Genomic DNA, 22,439 nt, shown 5'->3' on the forward strand with positions numbered 1-22,439 from the left:
ACATCTATTCGCAATCTATTCAAAAATAATGTTTCCATTCTCCATTGAAGAGATGCTTGCCAACGATTCTACTCTGATTCCGGACTCCCTGATTGTTCGTCCACCAGCCTGGAACGTTTTCTCAACAGCAATTCCTACCCCGACCAAATGGGCTCCTGACCTGCGAATAATACGGATAAGCCCTCTCGCTGCATCTCCATTTGCAATAAAATCATCGATCAACAGAATACGATCCTCTGAAGATAAAAACTCGCGAGCTACCATAATATCGGTAACAAAGCCTTTGGTAAAAGACGGAACACGCTCACTGTAAATTTCGGTCGAGTCAGAGCTGACCGGTTTTTTACGACGGGCAAACACCATAGGTACATTCATAATCTGTGCCGCCGCAAAAGCAATGGGAATCCCTGACGATTCAATCGTCAATATTTTCGTTACACCCTCTTCAGCAAATATCTTAGCAAATTCCTTACCCATCGCTGTTGTGAGCACGGGGTCCACGGCATGATTCAATATGGCATCCAGCTTGATCACTTCATTGGAAAGAACTTGGCCAACCTCTCGTATACGCTGCTTCAATAATTCCATCTCATATCCTCCATCCGAAAAATCCTTACTCGTTAACTTATCATAATGCCATTCTGCGTTTCAAGTCCCACATCAATAATCTTTTGTAAGTTTCGAAACTTTCTGAGGGGGTAATACGTCAGATATAGTATATAGTGCTACAAAACAGCAGTTTATTTCCAAATTGTCTGGAATTGGTCAAATTTACGTTACGTTCTCGTTCCCTGTACAGAGTATGATTAGATTGGTTTTACATTTCAATGGAAGGCAGGATGCAGATGACAATGAAATCCAAATTACATACCTTGTCGCCAGCTACTATCGTCCTCACTTTATTATTATCAGGCTGCACCTATCCGACATCCGAGTCTGCACATCAGCCCGGCATGCAGGATATGACGCCTCAGCCCATAACTCTTGCTGAGCCTGCACTTACTTCTCCTGCGCTGCCTGTGGCAACTACCGAACCCGCACCTGCTGCGCCTCCTGCAGCGGCCAATACCAGTGACAAAGTATCCTTGGCTAGCGCAGAGCCTGCGGCCAAGTCGGAGCCACCGGTTAGCGAGGTCAAGCCTGCACCTGCCAAGCCTAAGATTGACATTCGCGATCCTTACAATCAGGCTAAGCCCACATTGCTCGGATTAACCTTGAATAGCTCCAAGGAAAGCGTCACAACTCGTTACGGAAAACCCTCTGAGCAATTTGTGATGGATGAGGATAGTGATCCGATAACGGTGTTGGATTACAAAGACTTTCTGGTCGGTTTCAACAAAAAGAATCAATTAACCTTCATCGACATTCGGAGCGCCGAAATCAACCCTGGATTGAATGGGCTGAAATTGGGGCAATCAACAAGTCAGGTTTATGAAGCTTTAGGCAAGCCGGATACCAATACAAGCTTTGTCTTGACCTACAAATCGACAGGCGCCGTTCTCAAGCTTGATGTTGATCCCAAAACTGATAAAGTGAACTCGATCAAGCTATTTACCCTTCAAGAGTAACATAAAGAAAAGCCTAAATCGGATTTTCCGGTCCAGGCTTTTTCTTTATGTTACTTAGTGAGTGATTTGGTTTTACGCACACGCCAATAAATAATTAATCCGATAATGACTACAACGGCAATAATAATTCCGGTAATCCCCAAATAATGATGAACAACACCCATAATTTTCGGTGCGTTCACTCCAATAAAATGCCCCAAGGTCAAAAATGTCATGCACCATATGAGCGCTCCGCATCCGGCAAACAACAGATAACGCCATAGTTTAACACCACTTACACCTGCCCAATAGCAAGTGAAGTGCCGGATACCCGGTATATAATAACCGAACACAACCGTCCACAGACCGTATTTTTTAAACCAGCTTTCAACCAGATCCAGTCTCTCAGGCGTTAGCTTCACCCATTTCCCATATTTATACAAAAATGGTTTTCCTACTGTATTTCCCAAGTAGTAGCTGACCGTCATTCCAACCATCGTACCTGCAAAGCTGGCCAAAAGTGATTTTCCAAAAGAAAGTGGTCCGTCAATCGTAGTCAAAGAACCCACAGTCGTCATAAGAATCTCATCAGGAATAGGTATACCCACGATCCCAACAGCCAGTAAACCAAATAGAGCGATATACCCATAACTTTCAATTAGTAGTAAGATTTCATCCAGCACCAGGACACGCTCCAGCATAAGATATGGTATAACGAATAAAATGGCATTCATAATTAAGTGGATATCATCTATTTTAACAGAAGTGCATCAATTCCCCAAATTCATGTCATGTTATCATCACGTTGTTCATACCTTGTACTGTTCTGCATAGAACAAGCTGTATGAAGGGTGGACACCATTGCATGAGAAGGCTTGGACGCATCATACAAGTTGGTTTTACTTACGCCGGTACAGTTGTGGGTGCCGGATTCGCAACGGGGCAGGAAATATTGCAGTTTTTCACCAGGTATGGGTGGCCTGCGACTTTAAGTATTTGCCTGTCTACTTTATTGTTTATTACACTCGGTATCAAGCTGATGCTGCTTGCTCATGATCTTAAAGCTCGTTCCTATGAGGATATGAATACATTCCTATTCGGGCGTTCTGTTGGCAGGTGGATCAATCTGTTTACACTGTTTACGATGTTGGGCGTTTCCTCAGTCATGCTTGCGGGTGCCGGATCGGTGTTTGAAGAACAGTTCCATTTGCCTTATCAGTGGGGGTTGTTCATTACATTGTTGTTATCCTATTTGATTTTGACTAAAGGCATGCAAGCCATAATGGCCGTGAATTCTGTCGTAGTGCCGCTGATGCTGTGTTTTATCGGCATGGTGGTCTGGCATACTTGGAGCTTACCGGGCTCTGACAACTGGCTGCTGCTTACCTCTGACTTCAGTATCGGTCAAACCGGTCTCTCTCCCCTGCTGTACGCTGCCTTTAATCTATCGATGGCACAGGGAGTGCTTGTCCCTCTCGGCGGCCAAATTCAGGATCGACATACGCTATACTGGGGGGGAATAGTAGGAGGACTGATTATCGGACTGATGCTTTTGGCTGGACACTTCGCCTTATCGGCGCAAATGCCTGGCATTGTTCAATTCGATATCCCGATGGGACAGCTCATTTCGAGCATAGGGTGGGTATGGCAGCTGCTGTTTGCATGCGTCATCTTTGGTGAAATCTTCACTACCTATATCGCTGATTTATTTGGACTATCCAGACAAATGGAGCAGCATCTCCAAATTTCCCGCGTATGGATCGTGCTTTCCCTATTATTATTTACCTATATAATCAGTCAGTTTGGGTTTAAATCGCTCCTCGCCACCTTGTATCCGCTCTTCGGGCTGTTCAGCCTTGCCTGGATGTTCATGCTTATCTGGCCCAGAAAGCGTGGATTCCATGCGAACCAATGACAGGACAAGGGATAATCTCAGTACCATAAACAGCATCCCAAAAAGCATGAACACAAAGCCGCATACCAGATATCCGTAATGGTACAAAGGATAGCTCTGGGCATCACGAATCACGGCCAGCACATCAGCTAAAAGAAACAAGCTTCCAATCGTAAAAACACCAATTAAAGCGTAATCAAAATAAGTCCACCTTAGTAAATGCCGAAAGCTGCCATCGAGAAATTTGCCATTCGCCGACTCTTGCTTGCGTCTTTCCTGAAGCTGATTCATCGTGAGCCAAGCCATCAGCACCGCAGATCCGGTAACCAATAGCCCAATCAACCCGGCTATTATGGCCAATGTCTGGTTCATTCCCTATACACCTCTCCATCTTCGTTCAATGTGACTGCATAGATAATACATGTATAAGCCATAAGGTGCAAGTAAAAGTTAGAATTGGAAATATCCATAATAGCGCCAGCATCATACCCATTGGGTATGTGCCGGCGTGACCCCACACAAATGCTCTATTAAAGCGGTGCACCCACGGTATTTCTGCTGCTGGCTCAACCTCTTGCCTTGTATTTGAAGTAATAACTCCCCGTTTCCAGCCAATGTGGTACGTAATTTCCCTTTCTCTCTGCTGCTTCGGCTCCATTATTGCGCCCCCGTTCGAATTCCTATATACTATAGTATTTATATACACCCAAAAAAGCAATGAGTTTATCAGAATGTTTTTCAATTTACGAGGAGCGTAGTGACATGTGGTTTGTGTTTGCAGCCGCTTCAGCGGTCTGCTTTGGTTTAAGGGGCATTTTGTATCAATGGACATCGCAGCGTCCCATTGACCGTAATTTACTGCTGCTAGGCGTTTATTTGTCCGGATCGATCATCGCATTCACCGCCAATCTGTTCGTCGGGCAGCATGGGTCGTTTGGAGCTTGGGTGGGCGTCCTGATGGGCTTGTTTTCCTTTATATCCAATGCCTCCATGTACCGCGGCTTTGCCGTGGGCAAAGCATCGCTGGTCGCCATGTTTACGGGACTCCCACCCGTTGTAGTCGTCATAGCAGCCTACCTGATATGGGGGGAAAAGCTGAGTCTCTGGCAATCGCTCTCCTTTGTTATTATCGTTGTTGGTCTTTTATTGATCCGCTATTCCAATGATATTTCATGGAAAAATCTCAAAGGCGCTGGCTGGGGGGCGCTGGCCATGCTCGGCTTCGGGTTAACCGACCTATCCTCCAAGCAAGCTACCCTGCTTGGCGCAGAAATCCTGCCTACCCTGACCGCCATGTATGTAACGGGCACGATTCTGTTCGGCATCGCATGGCTGCTTAACAAGCGTAGGCTGTCGATGATCCAGAAAGAAACGGCGGCAGCCGTTCAAATGAATCCTTCTGGCAAGGACCGGACGGCAGCCTTGCACGCCAGACAAGCAGCAGCGGACGCGCCGATCTTGTGGAGTACACCCAAAACCTTATTGTGGGGCCTTGTCATAGGCTTAACCAATATATCCGGCATGATGCTGGTCATGCCTGCCTTTAAGCTGGGGGTAACCGGACTTGTATCTGCAGTTATTGCAATGAATGTCATCCTCGTTCTGTTATACGCTCGATTTGGGCTTAAGGAGCGTTTCAGTCTGTTGGAGACATGCGGTCTGTCTCTCGCTTTTATCGGCATTATCGTGCTGCGTCTGGCGGGCTAAAAGCGCAAGAGACAGTGAGATCTATATCCGTGGCATACGGCACTGACACGACAAATAAACTGCATCCTGGAGATGACAGTTTATTTGTTATGCCGATAATAAGCGGTTATTCTTCTTTTCGGTAGCTTCTGTATACCGTCTTCAACTGCTGAACCACACGTGACATGGAATACGTATGTTTAGCTTTATCCCATGCAATACGGCTCAGATTGTAGCGATAGGTTGGATCGCCTGTCACCTTTTCCAAAGCAATTGTTAGTGCAGCCACATCGTCGACAGGTACAAGCAGACCATTTTGCCCGTGATTGATTTGCTCAGGAATGCCGCCGACATCCGTTCCGATTAAGGCAAGCCCGCACAACGCTGCCTCGGCAAAAACCGAACCGAAGGACTCCGCACGGGAGGGCAGCACGAACACGTCAAAAAACGGCATAAAGTCCTCGGGATGCAGCATGTAGCCATAAAAAATAATTTCCTCGTAAATATTCAACTCAATGGCCATCTGTTCAAGCTCAGGTCGAATCGGACCATCTCCAATGAGATGCAGTACAAAAGCTTGACCGCTTTTTTTCAGTTCTGCACAGGCAAGCAGCAATATATCAATGCCTTTGGCCGGAACCAAACGGCACACCGTGATCAACTGGGGAATTTTGTTCTCATGTGGAACCGGACGAAACCTCTTTTCATCAAATCCGTTAGGTATGACACCTATACGCTCGGGCTCCTGTACAAATTCGCCCAAATACTGCTTAAAGGAATTCGACACGGTAAGCAGTTGATCCACCCTATCTTCCAGCTCACAGTAGATCGAGGTCAGAAATGCATGCTCAACTCCATTTGGCTCTATTTTGCCATTAAGGATAAGCTCCTTCTCATAACTGGAATGAACCGTCATAATGACCGGAGTGTCTGGATACAGCTGCTTCATCACGAGTCCTACAATAGGATGGTGAGCATGAATCACGTCATAGGTTTTGGTAATTCGAAGCTTCGTCCACCAGACGTAATCCTTATAGGTTTGAATATATTTATCGACAATCGGATTGCCCGCATACATTTCCCAATCGAAGGTTGCAAATTTCACCGGTTCCATTCCCTTGCCTCGTACCCGCTTCGGAAGTGAAAAAAGCTCCATCTCCCAGCCACGTTTGTTAAAACGGTCCAAAATGAAAGGAATCATGGAAGATACGCCGCCCGGCTGCTCTGGCGGAAAAAATAACGCTTGTAATATATTCATGAGTGCCCTCCGTAGTATCACTTGTAAATTTTAAATTTTATAACATGTGCCTGCATCATTGATATCGTATCAGGTATGTATGACCACTACAAGCGTATTCGCGAAAAGAAGAATGTTGACCAAATCGAATGTACGTTTCTATAATAAAGGATATCTCTCCATGAATGCGAGGCTTATATCACTAATGAATGCGCTAAATTTATCAGATTTGTGGATCGGGACATTGGGAACTATTATTTCTTACACGATTATTGTCGTTATCCTGCTGCTGACCTTGCTAGTTTCCTTTCGGCTGCTGGTCAATCGCAGAAAAATCGGTTATCTCTCCATGATGTTGTCCTTAGTCATTCTGATCGTCCAGTATGGGCAGCTGATTCAATTTCAATTGTATCCGACCCCGAATGAGACGGCGGTATTCATTGCGCTCATCCTGAAAGCATCGGCTTTTTTATTGGTCAATATCGGTATTTTTCAGCTTTACAATCCGACGAAGACCAAGGATGGAATCATTATCGGGGTCATCTGTGCGGTCATGACGCTTGTTGCTGCTACTTACTGGTATATACCTGGCAGCTTTGAAGGCAGTAAGGAACAGATTCAGCAGCTACAGCCGCTCGGCCTGGAATTATTCATGTTCGTGATCATTTTTGTCAGCTTCATGCTGGTCAACCCGCGAATAGGGCAAAATGGCAAATTCCAGCTGATGCTGACTCTTTACTTTTGTTCCCATATGATTTATATGACGAACAAATATTTGTTCAACGGGACTCAGGGAGTGCTCACCAAGCTCGAGCAATTGTTTCCCATGGCCTTTCATATCGTACTGTTCCTGTTTATTTTCGAACGGATTATTGAAATGATGCAGGCGATTTATAATTCTTCGATCCGTGATGGATTGACGGGACTTTATAATCGCAAATTTTTTTACAATCGCGTTAACCAGCATCTGGCACAGCATATTAAAATAGCCGTCATTTTCAGTGATATCGATAACTTCAAAAAGCTTAACGATACCAAGGGTCACCATATGGGGGATCAGGTACTCAAGCAGGTTGCTCAGATCGCCAAGGAGGTTGCTGAACCCGATGGAATTTGCGGCCGTTATGGCGGTGAAGAAATTGTCGTGATGGTGATAGGCGACAAAGATGAAACGTCTGAAATAGCCGAAAAAATTCGGGCGCGGGTGGAAGCTGAGACAATCGTAACCGTAAGTGTAGGCTTTAGCTGCTACCGCAAAGGTATCGGTGCAGACGAACTCATCAAGCAAGCAGATGAAGCCATGTATAAAGCCAAGACGACCGGTAAAAACAAAGTGATCGCATACGCATAACAACAAACAAAAAGGCGAGGGTGCATGCCATGCACCCTCGCCTTTTTGTTTGTTTGCAATTATCCGGATGTACTCGACACTTTACCATTACGGAACGTTACTTTAATAGAAGTTCCTTCTTTAGTCTTATACTCATAGGTTTGTACTTTGTTAACGCCGCCATCGTCCTGCGATTCGCTAATCAATTTTCCCATTTGACCCATGACTTTAGCTGCTTCATCATATGTCATTCCAAATTCGACTTTTTCTAATTGACTTAAGGTTGCAGTTGGCTGCTCCTTTGCCCCATCTGGTCTTGGAACCTCAGGTGCCGCTGGTGTGGTTCCAGCTGGTGGAGTGGTAGCCGGAGGTGTCGTTGTACCTGCTGCAGGTGGAGTCGTTGTGCTTGGCGCTGGTGTTGTCGTTGCAGGAGCCGGTGACGGTGCGGGCACTGGTGTCGCAGGTGTGGCAGCCTCTCCTGGTTTTGTTGCTTGTGGCGTCGTGTCTTTGGTGCATCCGGAAAGGATGATGGTCAAAGCAGCGACTAGGATAATAAGTTGGCGCAAAGAATATCTCCTCCCTTTCTTCTAAGTTGTCAGGAATAGGATTCCCTGAGGCTATCTGTTTCAATCCTCGTACCTATTATAACGCAATTTAATTAGGGATGCGAATTCCACCGACCGTTTCACTATGCCAGCTCTCTAATTCACTGTTCTATGACAAACAATGAGTCGAGCGGCTGCTCCAGCAGCTCACTAAGCTTCTTGGCTGTTCCAGGACCAACCGACTTCACAGAACGCTCCAAAAGGCTGATGTAAGAAGGACTCAGACCCGACTGCTTGGCCAGCTCTCGTTGGGACAAGCCTTTGAATACCCGGGCTCTCACAAAAGCGTCAGTATTGGTTCGAATTCTTTTCATCTGTAAGCAGACACTCCCCCTCTTTTCCTTCTATTTCCCAGTTTATCATTATATTTTACTTTTGGAAATATTTAATTTACTTTTGAATACATTTGTGTGAGCGTTGAAATTACAGAAGTTTACTGATATTATATCAATGTTAACCATTGTTTACTTATGAAAATGCAGGTGTCCCCTATGAATTTTTATGAGCAGCTGCGCGATATGCGCAAATTAAAAGGTTTTACAATTCGCGAATTGGCGGATCGCTCCGGCGTGTCTTCGGCTTACATTTCCCAAATGGAAAATGGCAATCGCGGAGTACCTTCTCCGGATGTGTTGATGAAGCTATCAGAGGGCTTGAACACCCCCTACTCCAACTTGATGGAAATCGCAGGTTATCTGGAGCAGCCTCAGGATAGTGAACGCAGTAAGGATTATGTAAAACCTCGTGTGAACCTGAGACGATTTTTGCGTGATAATGAATTGAGCTTTGATGGTGTTGAACTCACCGAGCAGGATAAGGAATGGATAGAACGGATGTTGACCGTCTTGTTCTGGAAAGACAAAAAGAAAGATGAGAAAACGGAAGTCTAAGCCATTCTCCCACAATCTTCTGTAAAACAAAGCAGCCCGATAGTGCAGATTAAGACCTTTATAGTCCTTAATCCACGCCATCGGGCCGGTTGTGTCCAAGCTTGGTTAACTAATGTACCCAATCTGCTTCATAATTAATTTCTTCAAACGGTTGATTTTGATACAGCATAATGAGATTGAAGGATTCAAAATCCTTTTCCTTGTCCATCTCCTGCATCATTAGCATGGCAATCGAATCATGGTCTATGGATTCTCCCGGCTCACGAAAATCAATAAATCCTTGCAGCTGACGATAGCTGGCATCAATTGTAGCTCTCCCTATTGGCAAGCCGCCATGTGACTGCTGGTAAATATCAAAAATATAGGTGTCGCCATCGCCTCTGGTACGGACCACTGTATAGTCCCGTTCCGCCTCATCCTCTAGCGCTGCCGAGCGTGCCGAATGCGGTTTAGTATCAGCCGCATCATCATTGAATGAATTTTCTAATCCCATCACATATTCATTTTGCTCTTCGGCATATTCATCCTCAAAGCGTTCGTATTCCATCCAATCATAATCGTAGTCATAATCCTCTTCAACATCAACCCAGTCTGATTTCTCCAGATTAGCATAAATAAGCGGATCCAGCTCGCTGTAAGATACGGTTACCTCACAAGTTCGGGCACCCAAAGCATAGGTCAAGGACTCCAGATGCTCTTGTACAAAGGTCAACACCTGCTGTCTGGCATGTTCGGGAAATACCGCTTGCTCCAATTGGACGGCCCCGGTAATCCGGTCTGCCTCACGAAAAACGAGCGTCATCATTCCGATACATTGATGCTTCCACATAATGTCGCTTACTTCTCCACTCGCTGTTTTCAAATCGGTTCTAAGCCAAACATCGGTCATCCAAGCTCGCCTCCAATGGACTTGATATGTATGGTTGCCAGATGTCAGAAACCATCAATGATTAGCGTGTCCCATCACGCCCAAAATATGATTCATGAGGATAAAAGTCCATGCCAAGCATGATCATTGTCCTATGATAAAATAGACCGTTGACGGCAAGCTCGCTCAAAAAAAGACCGATATGCTGTGCAATCACAGTCATTCGGTCTTTTGCATTTATACATGGGCCAGCTGTAATTGAGCAAGCTCATGCTCCGTCAGCTCGCGATAAGCGCCGGGCGCCAAGTACTCGTCCAGCAGCAGCGTTCCCATGGAAATTCTTTTTAGAAAAACGACACGTTTGCCAACGGCTTCAAACATCCGTTTCACCTGATGAAACTTACCTTCTTGAATCGTCAGCTCGATTTTGGCAACGACACCTTTTTCAGGATTGCCAGCCTCCAGTATATTTAACTGGGCCGGCATCGTGAGATACCCATCATCAAGGGTCACTCCGTTTTGAAAAATTTCCTGATCCTTGGCCGTAACCAAACCCTCCACCTCAGCAAAATACATTTTAGCCACATGCTTGCGGGGTGAAAGTAAATTATGTGCAAGCTTACCGTCATTGGTCAGCAGCAGCAAGCCCTCCGTATCCTTATCCAGACGCCCAACAGGAAACAGCTCGAAATGGGCATATGCTTCATCAAGCAGATCCAGTACGGTTCGCTCGCGGCTGTCCTCAGTCGCTGATATGACGCCTTGCGGCTTGTTCAGCATTAAATACATAAACTCACGGTAACGTACGACTTGTCCGTCCACAGTGATCCGATCCTGCTCCGGATGAACCTGCATCCCTCCATCCTTGATCGGTCGGTCATTGACTTGAACAAGACCATTTTTGACCATTCGTTTAATTTCACTGCGTGTACCATGGCCAGCATGAGCCAACAGCTTTTCCAGACGCATTGTTTGCTTCAACTAGGTCCACCTCCAACCCGGGGGATATTCATTTTTCAATATACCATCCTGCCATTTACCCCAGCCTACCGGAAAACCATCGATAAGAACAAGGCAATAGCCTTTACATGGAATGTCATGATTGCGCCTATGAATGGCTGCTTCAGCAACCTCCAATGTCTCACCCCTCAAATATCGGGCAGCGGCGGCTGATGTCGATTCCAACTCTATCGTACGTACGGCATCCTCTTTTTTGAGTCCCATAGCAAGGGCATGTGAGGGTTCAAATCGCTGTTTTTTTATGGTACCCATATACCATCCAGGACGAATGATCCGAATGCCACTTAAATCTGGTAACCCAATCGGTGATGCATAAACATGCTGCCCATGCAGCGTTACATGTGAAAGCACAACTTCAGGAGCATGTTCTGCCATAAAACGATACAACCATTGCAAATCAACCTCAGTCTGCTGCTTACCAGATGACGGTAAGCTTGAAGATGGCTTGCCCTTTGCCAGCTTGGCAGACTTGTTCGGTTTTATAGCCGGACGAGCAGCCGCGGACTGAAGATTCGTTTCTGCTTGAGCAGAGGGCTCAACAATTCCATTATGCAGCAGTACAGCCACAAAATGCCCTTCACCATCCAGCAGATGCGGCCATAGTCTTACCGACCCTTGTACAGCCTCTCTCGCACGTTCTGAGAAGCTGTTAAGCTGTCCGGATAGGTTTGTATCATATCCATGAGATAATCCATCCACAGCCGCTACAGGCACCACCATGAATTCGGGGTGCTTATCCAGAAACTCAGCGATCATCGCCTCATTTTCCTCTAATGAAAACGTACAGGTCGAATAGACCATGCGGCCTCCAGGTCGCAGCATATCGGCAGCTTGGTCCAACAGCTCTCTCTGCATGGCGGCATATCGTTCTACCCAATCAGGCTCCCAGGCTTTGGCCATATCCGGTTCCTTACGGAACATTCCTTCACCAGAACAGGGTGCATCAATTAATATTTTATCAAAAAACTGCACAAAGCTATGCTTAAGCTTTTCCGGCTGCTCGTTCAATACGACGGCGTTCCGTACGCCGGACAGCTCGATATTTTTGACCAGTGCTTTTACCCGATCCGAATGAATATCGTTCGTTACCAGCATGCCTTGACCTGCAAGCTTCGTGGCAATTTGTGTAGACTTTCCTCCAGGTGCTGCACATAAGTCAAGCACACGTTCACCAGGCTGAACGTCAAGCAGCTCCACTGGCGCCATAGCACTAGGTTCCTGAATATAATATAAGCCGCTGTGATAATGGGGATGCTTGCCCGGTCTGCTGTCCTCGTCATAATAAAAACCACTGGATACCCAGGGAATTGATTTTAGCTGGAATGTCGTAAGCTCTAGAAACAAATCCGTGGTGCACTTCAAGGTATTAATCCTGAGCCCATACAATCTCGGTTTGTCATAGGAAGCAAGGAACGCCGGGTACTGCTCTCCCAACAGCGAACTCATTCTTACCTTAAATTCCGCAGGTAAATACCTGCCCAGTACTCCATCACTGTCAGTCAATAGGTGTCCAACTTTCCTTAGTATCAAAAATAAATGCATTGGTGCTCATGAACAGTACCTATTATATTTCTTATGGCGGGATGCTGCAACATGTCATAATTCATTCATTTTTTAAAGGAAACAACAGCAGGAAATCATGTTCCTTTTATCGAAATCCTTGGATAACCAAATGATTTATCATATAAGGTTTGAATTCACAAGCAGAGAGGATTATACCCGAATGAAAAAGATTGCGATCTACTTATCCATCATAGTTGTGCTATTCGCAGGGTTATATGTCGTGAACCAGCAATCAGACAAAGCCAAGAATAGTAAATTTGCCAACAATGTATACGGCATGGCACCCGACAAAATGAATCCGGAAACCGTCAAGCAGCTTGATGACCCCAATTATCAGAATATCATTTTGCCGGCAGAGTTAGATAAAAAGCTGAATGCAAAAGAAGACTTTTTTGTATATTACTTTGCCTCCACCTGCCCGCACTGCAAAAGAACGACTCCGGTTCTGGCACCGCTGAGCAAGGAATTGGGGATTGATGTCAAACAGTTTAATCTTGAAGAATTCAAAGACGGCTGGAGCAAATACAACATTCAATCCACACCTACTCTGATCTATTATAAAGCAGGCAAAGAAGTGGAGCGTATTGTTGGCGGTATCGCTGAAGCCGGTCAGCAGGGGTATAATTCGGATTCCTTCAAACAATTTTTGCAAAAATACAAAGCCAAATAGAGCAGATGAGCGAAAGCTCCTGCTCTATTTTTTTAGATTCAATGGTCTTCTTCCTCAACATCAGGTAGCGGCGGATTGGCTATGAGCTCCCCCACCGCTTCATCCAAGCTCGGATCGACGACCCGAATGTTCAAGTCATAAAATGTGAACGGCTGTTCAGTCATTCGTTCGAGCTGCTGCAAGTAACGCTGGCTATCCGCGACCAACAGTGCCAGATCGATCCCCATTACCTCGGCTTGGCGCCCCGCCAGCTTCTCGAGTGCCGCGGTGAACAGCTTGATCGCTCCACTCACGTTCCCATTCCGGTGATGATACAAACCAACGGCTACCTGAAGCAGCCCTTGATATAAAGGAGCTCTTCCTTCCTCAAGCCAGAGCTCCTCCATCACCTCGTGACATTCAAAGTAATCGCGTTCCACATTAAAATAATAGACGAATTTCACGTACAATCGGTCATATTCCGGCCTCGCAGTCAATGGAAGCACCTCCATTTCTTATGAAGCCTCTATCCTTTTTTGGCACGAGTGATCGCATCATCAATCTCCATGGACAGTTCCCTCAAATATCTGATATCCTCTGTCTCCCAATGCTCGTTAAACCGAAATTGAAACTGTACCGCTTCACGTACCCGATGGTAAAAGTACAGCTCCTGAATCCCGTTAAGTATTCGCGATACAATATTCGAGTTGTCCTCGAACAGCTGCTGCGCTTCCATAATCTCGTCACGGATGCTGCTCATCTCCTGATCCAGCAAATAGGCTGCCTCGGCTGCTTTACTGAGTCGCTTGATGACTTCAGGCGGTAGGCTCTCCCGATATTTATAATTCAGGGAATGCTCGATAGTTGCCCAGAAATTCATTGCCAGTGTACGGATCTGAACCTCAGCCAGCACCCGCTTCATCCCAAGTGCCGTTTGCACGGGGTATTCCAATATCATATGGTAGCTGCGATAGCCGCTTGGCTTCTTGTTCAGCACATAATCCTTTTCATATAACAAAGTCATGTCCTGCCGGACACGAATCAAATTAGCCAGCCGTTCGATGTCCTCCACAAATTGGCACATGATGCGAATGCCGGCAATGTCTTCAATTCCTGTTTCCAGCTGCTCCATAGGAACATTCAATCGTTTGGCCTTATCCAGGATACTGGAAATTTTTTTGACTCTACCCGTCACAAATTCAATAGGTGAATACTCATCACGACTTTTTAATTCGCCGCGCAGCGTTTTGAATTTGACCTTTAATTCTTCAACAGCCTGATCATAAGGCATGAGAAACTTTTTCCAATCGCGTCCATCCATCCATACCCCTCCATTTTACCGATGCCGATGAGCAGAACCGACTGCTTCCGTAATGTTAGCAAATCCGTCCTTCTGCAGCAATTGTTGCAATCCCTCATTCAATCGCCTAACCAGTGAGGGCCCTTCATAGATTAAAGCCGTATAGATTTCTACCAGACTTGCTCCCGCACATATTTTGTCATATGCATGCTGGGCAGTAAACACACCGCCAGAGCCAATAATCGGCAGCTTGCCTTCCGTCAGCTCGTATAAAGTATGAATAAGCTGTGTGGAACGTTCGGTTAACGGCTTGCCGCTGAGTCCACCAGCTTCTCCTTTATGACGATGGGTTAAACCTTCTCTGGAAATTGTCGTGTTGGAGGCAATGATTCCGGATACTCCGCTTGCTACAATCGTTTGCACCATATACGCAATTTCATCAGCCCCAAGATCGGGTGCTATTTTGACCAAAACCGGCTTAGCGGCTCCTCCATGCTTTTGATGCTGGAGCTCCATCTCATCTTGAACAGCAGCCAGCAATCGAGATAAATCGTCACCATGCTGAAGGCTGCGCAAATCCGGTGTATTGGGCGAACTGATATTCACTACAAAAAAATCTCCGTACGTATACAATCTGGAAATACAAGCACGATAATCGTCTTCCGCCTGTTCGTTTGGTGTCAGCTTATTTTTGCCGATATTCACCGCAACCGGGATCGTACGTTTGGTCGTCTGCTCCAAATGCTTGGCCATTACATCAATGCCTACATTATTAAACCCCATCCGGTTAATTAATGCGGTGTCCTCAGGAAGTCTGAATAACCGCGGCAGCTCATTCCCAGCCTGAGGCTTCGGTGTGACGGTGCCAACTTCCATAAATCCAAAACCAAGATTACAAAACCCGGTGACTGCTTTCGCATTCTTGTCGAGCCCTGCGGCCAATCCTATCGGATTAGCAAAATGAATTCCCCATAACGTTGATTCCAATGCTGCCGTTTGCTTGACCCCATATAAACCTTCAAGCAAGCTATTAACTCCTGGTATGGTCGAAGCCGTATGAAGTCCATCTATAGTCAGATGATGTGCCTTCTCCGCATCCATTCGAAAAAGCAGCGGTTTTAACATATTTCTGTATAACATTCCTATTGTCTCTCCCTTAAACAAACGATAACTTATTCTCTTTGAACAGTTTATCGTTTTATGCAAGAAAAATAAAGAGCAGAGGTTACACAAAATCATGTTTGTTCGCAGCTACAGTATGATAAAATATTCATAAATCCATCAAAAAGGCAGGGCGACTCCTATGCAACGAAAAAAACCAACTTATTTACGACAACGTAAACCTCAGGATACCGTCAACAAAAAACGGATCATCATCGTATGCTCCGTTTTTGCTGCCCTCATCATAGCCATGGCTGTATTACTTTTGCTGCGTTAAGTAAGCGTTCTATTTGGATCTGCATCAAGCTAGTCAAGCCATTTGTACACTTTCCCCGGATTGGTTTCATTACTGGTCAGGGGAAGTGTAAAGACAGGCTCCCCACGCTTTATCTCTGAGGGCAGCAAGCCTTTGCCAATCGTAACCGGTGTCCCGATCGGTGACATATCAAACAATTCCTCGATATCTTCCTTCAGCATTCGTACGCAGCCCAAAGACTCATCCTTGCCTATACTGTTTGGTTTATTCGTTCCGTGAATAGCGTATAATGGATTGGAAAGCCCCATGCCTCTGCTGCCAAAATCACCGTTCGATTTTCCATTCGGATTTCTTACTTTCTCCGCTATTTCAAAAGTTCCCTCGGGGGTACGATCCGCACCCAAGCCAACGGGATAGCTCCTGACGATAATCGTTCCACTGACCAAGGCCAGCCTATGATTAGTCTTGTCCACAATAATCCGCAGTGGATCCTTAAGTGGCTTCTGAAGTCCGGACGCTGACGCTTCTTGACCATTCCCGGGAGAGCCGGAACCTTGACTTGGCGGTACCGTTGTTGGCGTTCCTGATGCTGATGGACTCCCCTGAGGCGTACCCATGTCTGTTAATTGGGCTTTGTCCTGCTCATATAGCTGCTCCATGAAGGGAGTAACCCCGGGAAGTATATTTTGTGGATGCGGCTGGTTCAATGCCTGCAGGTTCTCAGGAAGCTTTCCATTCATACGACGGTATGCATCTATAGCTGAACGAAGCACGACTTCCTGCTCACGCTGCCCCATCCAGGACTGATAGATAGATTTGGGCTTCGAATCTTCTGTCGGCACGCATTGACAGCTTTCTGCGTCGTGATATTGGATTTGCTGCTGGGCAGCATCCTGCTTGCCTTCGACGGAAAGCAGAATGTCAGGAGGCTGCAGCCAGGATATCCATTTGCCGTCTTCTGTCAGTTTACCCGATGCCAGTATCGCGTAGCTGTTTATCCGTTCCTTAATCAGCATCTCCTGTAAAGCGGCCCCTACCCGCTCCTTCGTTTTCGCACCCGCTATGTAATACACCTTGGTCTGCTGCACCTGTTCCAGGCTTACATCCTTTGGTAATGCCGGAAGAGCAGTCTGCGTCTCGGGCTCAGGTGCAGGGGCAAATGCAGGAAGATACGCGATCCCGAATACAGTCATGGCCAGCAAAACTGCCAGCCGCGCACGACTCAGCCAGCGTTTCCGTTTGCCTCGTCTGTCCAATTGCTTCAGTGCCTCTTGTGATTCAAGGGACACTGTTATCGTTTGGTTTTCAAAGGCTTCATAAATCTCACCGGCTTGTCCATAACAGTACAAGGCTTTTCCGCGCTTGCCTTGTCCATCATATTCCCTTCCAAGCAGGTACCAGGCCATTTTATTGGCAGGATGCTCACGCACATATTTTTTCAGGAGCATCTGATCATCCAAGGTATTATTATTGAAAAATTGTCTCAACTGTTCCTCATGATCCTTAGGTTTCACGATATCCCTTCTTTCAACCTTCTCTTTGTAATATCGGCACCATCCTTCATTTTGTAAAGAGTCGAGGATAAACGGCTACGCCGTCCTTCATGGACGAGTGCGTTTACCCAGAAAATATATGCATTTTATAGAGTGAAACATATAAATTATTATATTTTGAAAAAACACCTCTACTTCTAGGATGAAGTGAGGTGCTTGTGGTTGTTATTCGAATGTATAAGGCGGGGGATCGAGATCCTCACCCTTTAAGTAATTACGTGCTTGCATCACATTTTTAAAAGCCTCAACTACTACAGGGTCAAAATGCGAGCCCTTACAGCGTACAATCTCTTCCACGCCCTCCTGGCAGCTGATACCTTTGGAGTAAGGACGATCCGTAGTCATTGCATCAAAAGCATCAGCAACTGCGACAATCCGTGCATAAAAGGGAATACTTTCGCCCTTGAGCCCTTCTGGATAGCCGCTTCCATCCATTTTTTCGTGATGGTACTTCGCAACCTCAGTCGCTTGAATCATCCGTTCGACAGGCTCTACCTTGGACAGAATACGCGCACCTATCAAGGTGTGAGAAATCATACTTTGAAATTCTTCATCATTCAGACTGTCTGCTTTCAATAACACTCGATCGGGTACTCCAATCTTGCCAATATCATGCATCAAGGCCGAACGATAAAAATGCTTGCATTCCTCTTCAGCTATCCCAAGCTCCCTCGCTATCCACAAAGAATAAAGGGCTACCCGCGAGGAATGTCCGGATGTATAGGGGTCTCTGGAATCCAAGGCAAAAACCAATGCATGTATAACATTTATGGGGAAGGGATGCTCCATCAGTGCCAAGCCGCTTTTTAATTCCAATGCCGACTCCAGCAACAGGGTAAGATCTCGATTACGTTGTTCCAACTGTACCAGTTTGTCTTTGAGCCGCTGTATTTCGGACACGGATATGCCTCCAACTGTATCGCTTTTTCTCATCATAATCGAAAAGACCTACTATGTGAAGTGAAGAATGCATCTTCCCTGCACACAATAGGTCTTTGGAATGAAGCTTTAACGAGTAATCGTTGATTTAGTTCTTAAAATTGCTGTACGGGCTGCATCATTCCATTGAACATCCAGCCCAATTTCCTCTGCAAAAAAACGAATTGGAACATAGGTGCGGTCTTCTTTAATATAAGGTGCCACATCCGTTTCCTTTACAGCTGAATCCTTACCCTGCACAATGCGTTTAACGCCTGTCTTGTCAATGTACAATTCAATAGCAACACCGTCTTTGGCCAATTGCACACTGCGATTCGCATCGTTAAAGGTAACTTTATAACCGAGTGCTTCCGTTATAGCACGAACCGGCACCATCGTTCTTCCGTTAACAATTTCCGGTTGCGCATCGAATTGAATCCACTGAGGACCATACACTACCTTAACGTTAGCATCCTTAGGCAAATTAGCCGGGAGCTGGTAGGCGCTTATTTTCCGTATTTTGTTGTTGTAGGCATCTGCGACGATGATATTGCCATCAGATGTGATCGCAACATCAACAGGGTTTTTGAATGCAGCACTGCGATCAACACCATCAGCTTCGCCAGCGCGTAAACCGGCAGCTCCAGCTAATGTTGTGACTTGACCTTTATCCAAATAACGGATTGAATGGTTCAACGTGTCTGCAATGACCAAGCCGCCATCTGCCGTAACAGCGAGTCCTCTTGGAGAATTGAATAATGCTTTATTGGCCGGACCATCCGCATAATCACCAGGTGCGTAAAGATCCGTTTTTGAATACACAGTGCCTTTAGCATCAATCGTACTGCTGCCTGCCACTGTTGTTACCGTGTTCTGTTTGAGGTCAATATAACGAATTCTTTGGTTCCCTGTGTCACTTACATATAAGTTCCCCTTGCTATCCAGGGCCAGTCCAGTTGGCTCATTGAACTTTGCCGTTTGCAGAGCACCATCCAAATAATCGCCTGCTTGAACGACCTGACCCGCAGTCACTTCAATTAAACGTCCTGATAGAGCATTTAATGTCTTGACCTCGCCGCTCGGGCTGATGCTCCGAATCAGATGATTAAGCGTATCTGCTACATATAAGGTCCCATCTGCAGCAGCTACGACATCGGACGGTCGATTGAAGGTAGCCGTGCTGCCCGTTCCGTCCTTCATTCCAATTTCACCGTTGCCGGCAATTGTAGTGACGTTACCTTCGCTATCAATTTTCCGTATCGCATGATTTCCTGCATCGGCTATGAGCAGGTTTCCTTTGCTGTCCAAGGAAAGTCCCATCGGCTCTTGGAAAAAGGAGGCATCTAGCTTTCCATCATAGCGTCCGCCGACCGGAAAGCCCTTTGCATCTTTAAGAAGATTCAGCCCGGCAAAAGTAGTCACCTGACCATCTTTCAGCTTCCGAATGACATGATTACGAGTGTCAGAGACAAGGATCGATCCATCCGACAAAGCAACCACACCGGAAGGGTTTCGAAACGAGGTTGCAGCCGAAGCTCCATCCTCATTTCCGAAATCACCGATACCGGCCAAGGATGTAACATCGGTTAATATTTGATCGTTGCTTCCTTTTAAACTATCCACCGAGAATGAAGCGCCCCATACAGTCGATGTGCCCATCAATAAGGATGAAATAAAAGCTGTGGCAACGATTTTGCTAACTTTTTTCATAGTTTTCCCCTTCCCGGATCATTCCTTACCTTGTAGTAACACTTATTGATTTGGGCGCGTTTGGCAAGCTTGATCCCAATTCGTACACCGTAGCTCCAGTTTTATTAACAATTTTCACATAAACCAGATCTACCACTGCCGTATTGGGAGCAGCGATGCTGACGGTTAACGGAATCGTTACTAGAAGCTTCTGGCCGCTTACAGAAAGATTATTGATGGTTCCAGTCGTTGCAGTCGTTTCGAATTGTGAAGCTGCATAAATAAGTTCGTTTTGTGTGGAACCTGCATGCTGTGTTAACGTTTCAGCCATATTCGGTCCATCGAAAACGGTGCCAGGCACGTCAGCCAAAGCAGATGTACCCGTATAGCTCAAGGAATTGTTATAAACCAGATGCGCTTCCACCGCATAAAATTGGCTGGCATCCACAAAGTCATTTAAATTCAGGTTAAGATTGACGATGCTTCCACTCGGTCCACCTGCCTGGGAAAGCGTGATATTAGCAGAACTAACAGGACTGCTGCCGACTGTAATTTGTGGAATCGGTACTACTGGGCTAAATCTACCGTACCTCTCGGTCTGAGCAGTCAGGTTGTATACCCCTATTGGCAAAGGAATGTTAAACACTACATCAGAATCTCCTTGTCCAAGTGCACTGGAAAGCACAGTCGTACCGTTTAAAATATTAATATTTGTTGTGAAATCAGCTCTAAGTTTCAACTGAACTATGCCATTGTTGGTAGATGTAACCTGCGTTGGACTTATTAGCACAGGAGCCAATGGGAAAGGTAAACTGGAGCTGCCTCCGCTAGATCCACCACTTGTTCCAGGAGTCGTTGTTGTAGGGTTTGTTGTGGTTGTGGTGTTTGTAGGCGTCGACGTATTGTTAGCTTTGTTCTGTTCGTACACTGCCCTCTCAGCAGCAGATAATTGCTTGAGGTATTCTGCTTCCGCAAGCTTCGCAGCCTCTTCTTCCGCTTTTTTGTTAACTTCTTGCAAACGCTGTTTTTCTTTGGCTATCGCGTCCAGGATCGCTTTATATTTTTCAAGCTTCTCCTGTTCAAGCTTTTTCTGTTCAGCAAGCTTACGCTCTTTTTCTGCTTTCAGCTTATCTAATTCGGCCTGCTTTTGTTTTTCTTTTTCCAGATCCAAGCCTGCTGTGCGATCAAGAGGTTCAACTTTATTCAAATCGATCTTTTTGTCAATATCATTAATCTTGGCATTAGCTTCAGCCACAATCTGATTCATTTTATCCGGATCGATTTTCTTTTGCTCTAACGCAGCCTTAACAATATTGCCTATAATGTTATCCAGATTTTTACTGATCTTGTTCAAGGTCTCTATATCGTTGATCGTCAATGCGGAATTACCTGTGTCCGCTTTATTTTTTTCAGCAATTTCTGCTTTTTTCTTTTCAATAAACTCCGCGTTTTCTTTATCGATTTCCGCTTTGTTCTTGATGATAGCTTCCAATATTTCAGGAGAGGATCTTTCTACCAATTGAAAAATATCAATAATCTCTGTCTTGGCAGCCACATCTGTTATTTCGTCACGACCTGTTAAATTGATTTGCTGTGTAGGCAATAGCAACGTGGTATTGGTATTCTGCGGATTGCTGGTATCCGGCAGCTGATAAGTAGTTGTTGTCGTCAGAACAGCTCCCGCTCCAACCACGACAAAAGTCTCACCTGTTACTGGATTAACGCCTGTGTAAAATTGCGTACCTTTGACCCCCATTGTTGCCGTAGGAGTCTCAACTTCGAACTCATCCTCTGCGCCAACCAATGATTTAACCTTAACCCACATCGAACCCGCCCATGAAGATACCTTGGACTGCTTGCCGTTGCCCTCGCTAGCCAAGTCAGTGACACTCACCTCGGCATTGTCTCCAATTGTGATTTCATCATCATGGTCAGCTATTCTTACAACAGCCGAAGAGCTTGCTCCCGTAAAAATAACATCTCCCTGATTCAAAGTCATGTCTCCGTAGGCTGTATAGGACTTTGAGCCTCCTGATTTTTTAACGGTTACATTACCTTTGACCTTAACAATGATAGCGGTCCGAGTACTCTTGGCCTGGATGGGCTCGGAGATTACGACAGACAGCAAGGAAAATATCATGCTAAATGCTACAAATAAAGACAAAAATGATTTGCTGCCACCCATCCTTATCCTGTTCCAATATCCCACAATGAATCTCCTCTCGTTTTCTATCTGAAATATTTCTGAACAATCAGACTCTCTCTACCAATTG

General features: G+C 45.7%; 21 protein-coding genes. 6 read left to right on the top strand and 15 right to left on the bottom strand.

Going from position 1 to position 22,439, the window contains the following annotated elements:
* Nucleotides 1-15: 15 nt before the first annotated feature.
* Entirely contained in the window at nucleotides 16-588 is a 573-nt protein-coding gene (locus LRL21_RS27690; protein ID WP_240419012.1) for a xanthine phosphoribosyltransferase, read from the bottom strand.
* 263 nt (nucleotides 589-851) lie between these two features.
* Between LRL21_RS27690 and LRL21_RS27695 the strand changes: the two genes are divergently transcribed.
* On the top strand, nucleotides 852-1,568 hold the full coding sequence (locus tag LRL21_RS27695; RefSeq protein ID WP_240419013.1) for a DUF4309 domain-containing protein: 717 nt from the start codon (nucleotides 852-854) through the stop codon (nucleotides 1,566-1,568).
* A 50-nt stretch (nucleotides 1,569-1,618) separates the two neighbouring features.
* On the opposite strand, the gene LRL21_RS27700 is transcribed toward LRL21_RS27695, so the two are convergent.
* A complete protein-coding gene (locus LRL21_RS27700) occupies nucleotides 1,619-2,248 on the bottom strand; it encodes a DedA family protein (protein ID WP_240419014.1) in 630 nt (209 codons plus the stop codon).
* Nucleotides 2,249-2,412: 164 nt separating this feature from the next.
* On the opposite strand from LRL21_RS27700, the gene LRL21_RS27705 reads away from it, so the two are divergent.
* Nucleotides 2,413-3,462, top strand: a complete 1,050-nt coding sequence (locus tag LRL21_RS27705) for a YkvI family membrane protein (protein WP_240419015.1) — start codon at nucleotides 2,413-2,415, stop codon at nucleotides 3,460-3,462.
* A gap of 741 nt (nucleotides 3,463-4,203) precedes the next feature.
* A complete protein-coding gene (locus LRL21_RS27710) occupies nucleotides 4,204-5,148 on the top strand; it encodes an EamA family transporter (RefSeq protein ID WP_240419016.1) in 945 nt (314 codons plus the stop codon).
* 106 nt (nucleotides 5,149-5,254) lie between these two features.
* Here LRL21_RS27710 and LRL21_RS27715 read toward each other — a convergent pair whose 3' ends face one another.
* The gene (locus LRL21_RS27715; RefSeq protein WP_240419017.1) at nucleotides 5,255-6,385 is read right to left on the bottom strand and encodes a glycosyltransferase family 4 protein; all 1,131 of its coding nucleotides are present in this window, start codon (nucleotides 6,383-6,385) and stop codon (nucleotides 5,255-5,257) included.
* A gap of 184 nt (nucleotides 6,386-6,569) precedes the next feature.
* On the opposite strand from LRL21_RS27715, the gene LRL21_RS27720 reads away from it, so the two are divergent.
* Nucleotides 6,570-7,715, top strand: coding sequence for a GGDEF domain-containing protein (locus tag LRL21_RS27720; protein ID WP_240419018.1), 1,146 nt, complete (start codon nucleotides 6,570-6,572; stop codon nucleotides 7,713-7,715).
* 59 nt (nucleotides 7,716-7,774) lie between these two features.
* Here LRL21_RS27720 and LRL21_RS27725 read toward each other — a convergent pair whose 3' ends face one another.
* Together LRL21_RS27725 and LRL21_RS27730 are read right to left on the bottom strand one after the other, a co-directional pair.
* Nucleotides 7,775-8,260, bottom strand: a complete 486-nt coding sequence (locus LRL21_RS27725; protein WP_240419019.1) for a hypothetical protein — start codon at nucleotides 8,258-8,260, stop codon at nucleotides 7,775-7,777.
* A gap of 140 nt (nucleotides 8,261-8,400) precedes the next feature.
* Nucleotides 8,401-8,613 carry a helix-turn-helix domain-containing protein gene (locus LRL21_RS27730; protein WP_240419020.1) on the bottom strand — a complete coding sequence of 71 codons (213 nt, stop codon included), beginning with the start codon at nucleotides 8,611-8,613 and terminating at the stop codon, nucleotides 8,401-8,403.
* A gap of 177 nt (nucleotides 8,614-8,790) precedes the next feature.
* Here LRL21_RS27730 and LRL21_RS27735 point away from each other — a divergent pair, with 177 nt between their 5' ends.
* Nucleotides 8,791-9,189: a helix-turn-helix domain-containing protein gene (locus LRL21_RS27735; RefSeq protein WP_076229226.1), complete on the top strand. Its 399-nt coding sequence runs from the start codon at nucleotides 8,791-8,793 to the stop codon at nucleotides 9,187-9,189.
* Between the two features lie 109 nt (nucleotides 9,190-9,298).
* Here the strand turns inward: LRL21_RS27735 and LRL21_RS27740 are convergent, their stop codons facing one another.
* The 3 genes from LRL21_RS27740 to LRL21_RS27750 form a co-directional block, all read right to left on the bottom strand.
* Complete coding sequence (locus LRL21_RS27740) at nucleotides 9,299-10,078, bottom strand: hypothetical protein (RefSeq protein ID WP_240419021.1); 780 nt, start codon at nucleotides 10,076-10,078, stop codon at nucleotides 9,299-9,301.
* 216 nt (nucleotides 10,079-10,294) lie between these two features.
* Nucleotides 10,295-11,038: a pseudouridine synthase gene (locus tag LRL21_RS27745; RefSeq protein ID WP_240419022.1), complete on the bottom strand. Its 744-nt coding sequence runs from the start codon at nucleotides 11,036-11,038 to the stop codon at nucleotides 10,295-10,297.
* Nucleotides 11,039-12,619, bottom strand: a complete 1,581-nt coding sequence (locus LRL21_RS27750; RefSeq protein WP_275900932.1) for an RsmF rRNA methyltransferase first C-terminal domain-containing protein — start codon at nucleotides 12,617-12,619, stop codon at nucleotides 11,039-11,041.
* A 181-nt stretch (nucleotides 12,620-12,800) separates the two neighbouring features.
* On the opposite strand from LRL21_RS27750, the gene LRL21_RS27755 reads away from it, so the two are divergent.
* Nucleotides 12,801-13,310: a thioredoxin family protein gene (locus LRL21_RS27755; RefSeq protein ID WP_240419172.1), complete on the top strand. Its 510-nt coding sequence runs from the start codon at nucleotides 12,801-12,803 to the stop codon at nucleotides 13,308-13,310.
* Between the two features lie 38 nt (nucleotides 13,311-13,348).
* Here LRL21_RS27755 and LRL21_RS27760 read toward each other — a convergent pair whose 3' ends face one another.
* The 7 genes from LRL21_RS27760 to LRL21_RS27790 form a co-directional block, all read right to left on the bottom strand.
* On the bottom strand, nucleotides 13,349-13,786 hold the full coding sequence (locus LRL21_RS27760) for a DUF309 domain-containing protein (protein WP_240419024.1): 438 nt from the start codon (nucleotides 13,784-13,786) through the stop codon (nucleotides 13,349-13,351).
* 29 nt (nucleotides 13,787-13,815) lie between these two features.
* A complete protein-coding gene (gene yjbM / locus LRL21_RS27765; protein ID WP_076229221.1) occupies nucleotides 13,816-14,610 on the bottom strand; it encodes a GTP diphosphokinase in 795 nt (264 codons plus the stop codon).
* Nucleotides 14,611-14,625: 15 nt separating this feature from the next.
* Nucleotides 14,626-15,729 carry a quinone-dependent dihydroorotate dehydrogenase gene (locus LRL21_RS27770; protein WP_240419025.1) on the bottom strand — a complete coding sequence of 368 codons (1,104 nt, stop codon included), beginning with the start codon at nucleotides 15,727-15,729 and terminating at the stop codon, nucleotides 14,626-14,628.
* 327 nt (nucleotides 15,730-16,056) lie between these two features.
* Nucleotides 16,057-17,520, bottom strand: coding sequence for a L,D-transpeptidase (locus LRL21_RS27775; protein ID WP_240419026.1), 1,464 nt, complete (start codon nucleotides 17,518-17,520; stop codon nucleotides 16,057-16,059).
* 204 nt (nucleotides 17,521-17,724) lie between these two features.
* Nucleotides 17,725-18,459, bottom strand: a complete 735-nt coding sequence (locus tag LRL21_RS27780) for an HD-GYP domain-containing protein (RefSeq protein ID WP_240419027.1) — start codon at nucleotides 18,457-18,459, stop codon at nucleotides 17,725-17,727.
* A 108-nt stretch (nucleotides 18,460-18,567) separates the two neighbouring features.
* Nucleotides 18,568-20,187, bottom strand: a complete 1,620-nt coding sequence (locus LRL21_RS27785; protein WP_240419028.1) for a stalk domain-containing protein — start codon at nucleotides 20,185-20,187, stop codon at nucleotides 18,568-18,570.
* Nucleotides 20,188-20,212: 25 nt separating this feature from the next.
* Entirely contained in the window at nucleotides 20,213-22,351 is a 2,139-nt protein-coding gene (locus tag LRL21_RS27790; RefSeq protein WP_240419029.1) for a FecR family protein, read from the bottom strand.
* Between the last annotated feature and the right edge of the window lie 88 nt (nucleotides 22,352-22,439).

This window comes from Paenibacillus periandrae, from assembly GCF_022458865.1.
GTDB classification, from domain to species: Bacteria; Bacillota; Bacilli; order Paenibacillales; family NBRC-103111; genus Paenibacillus_S; species Paenibacillus_S periandrae.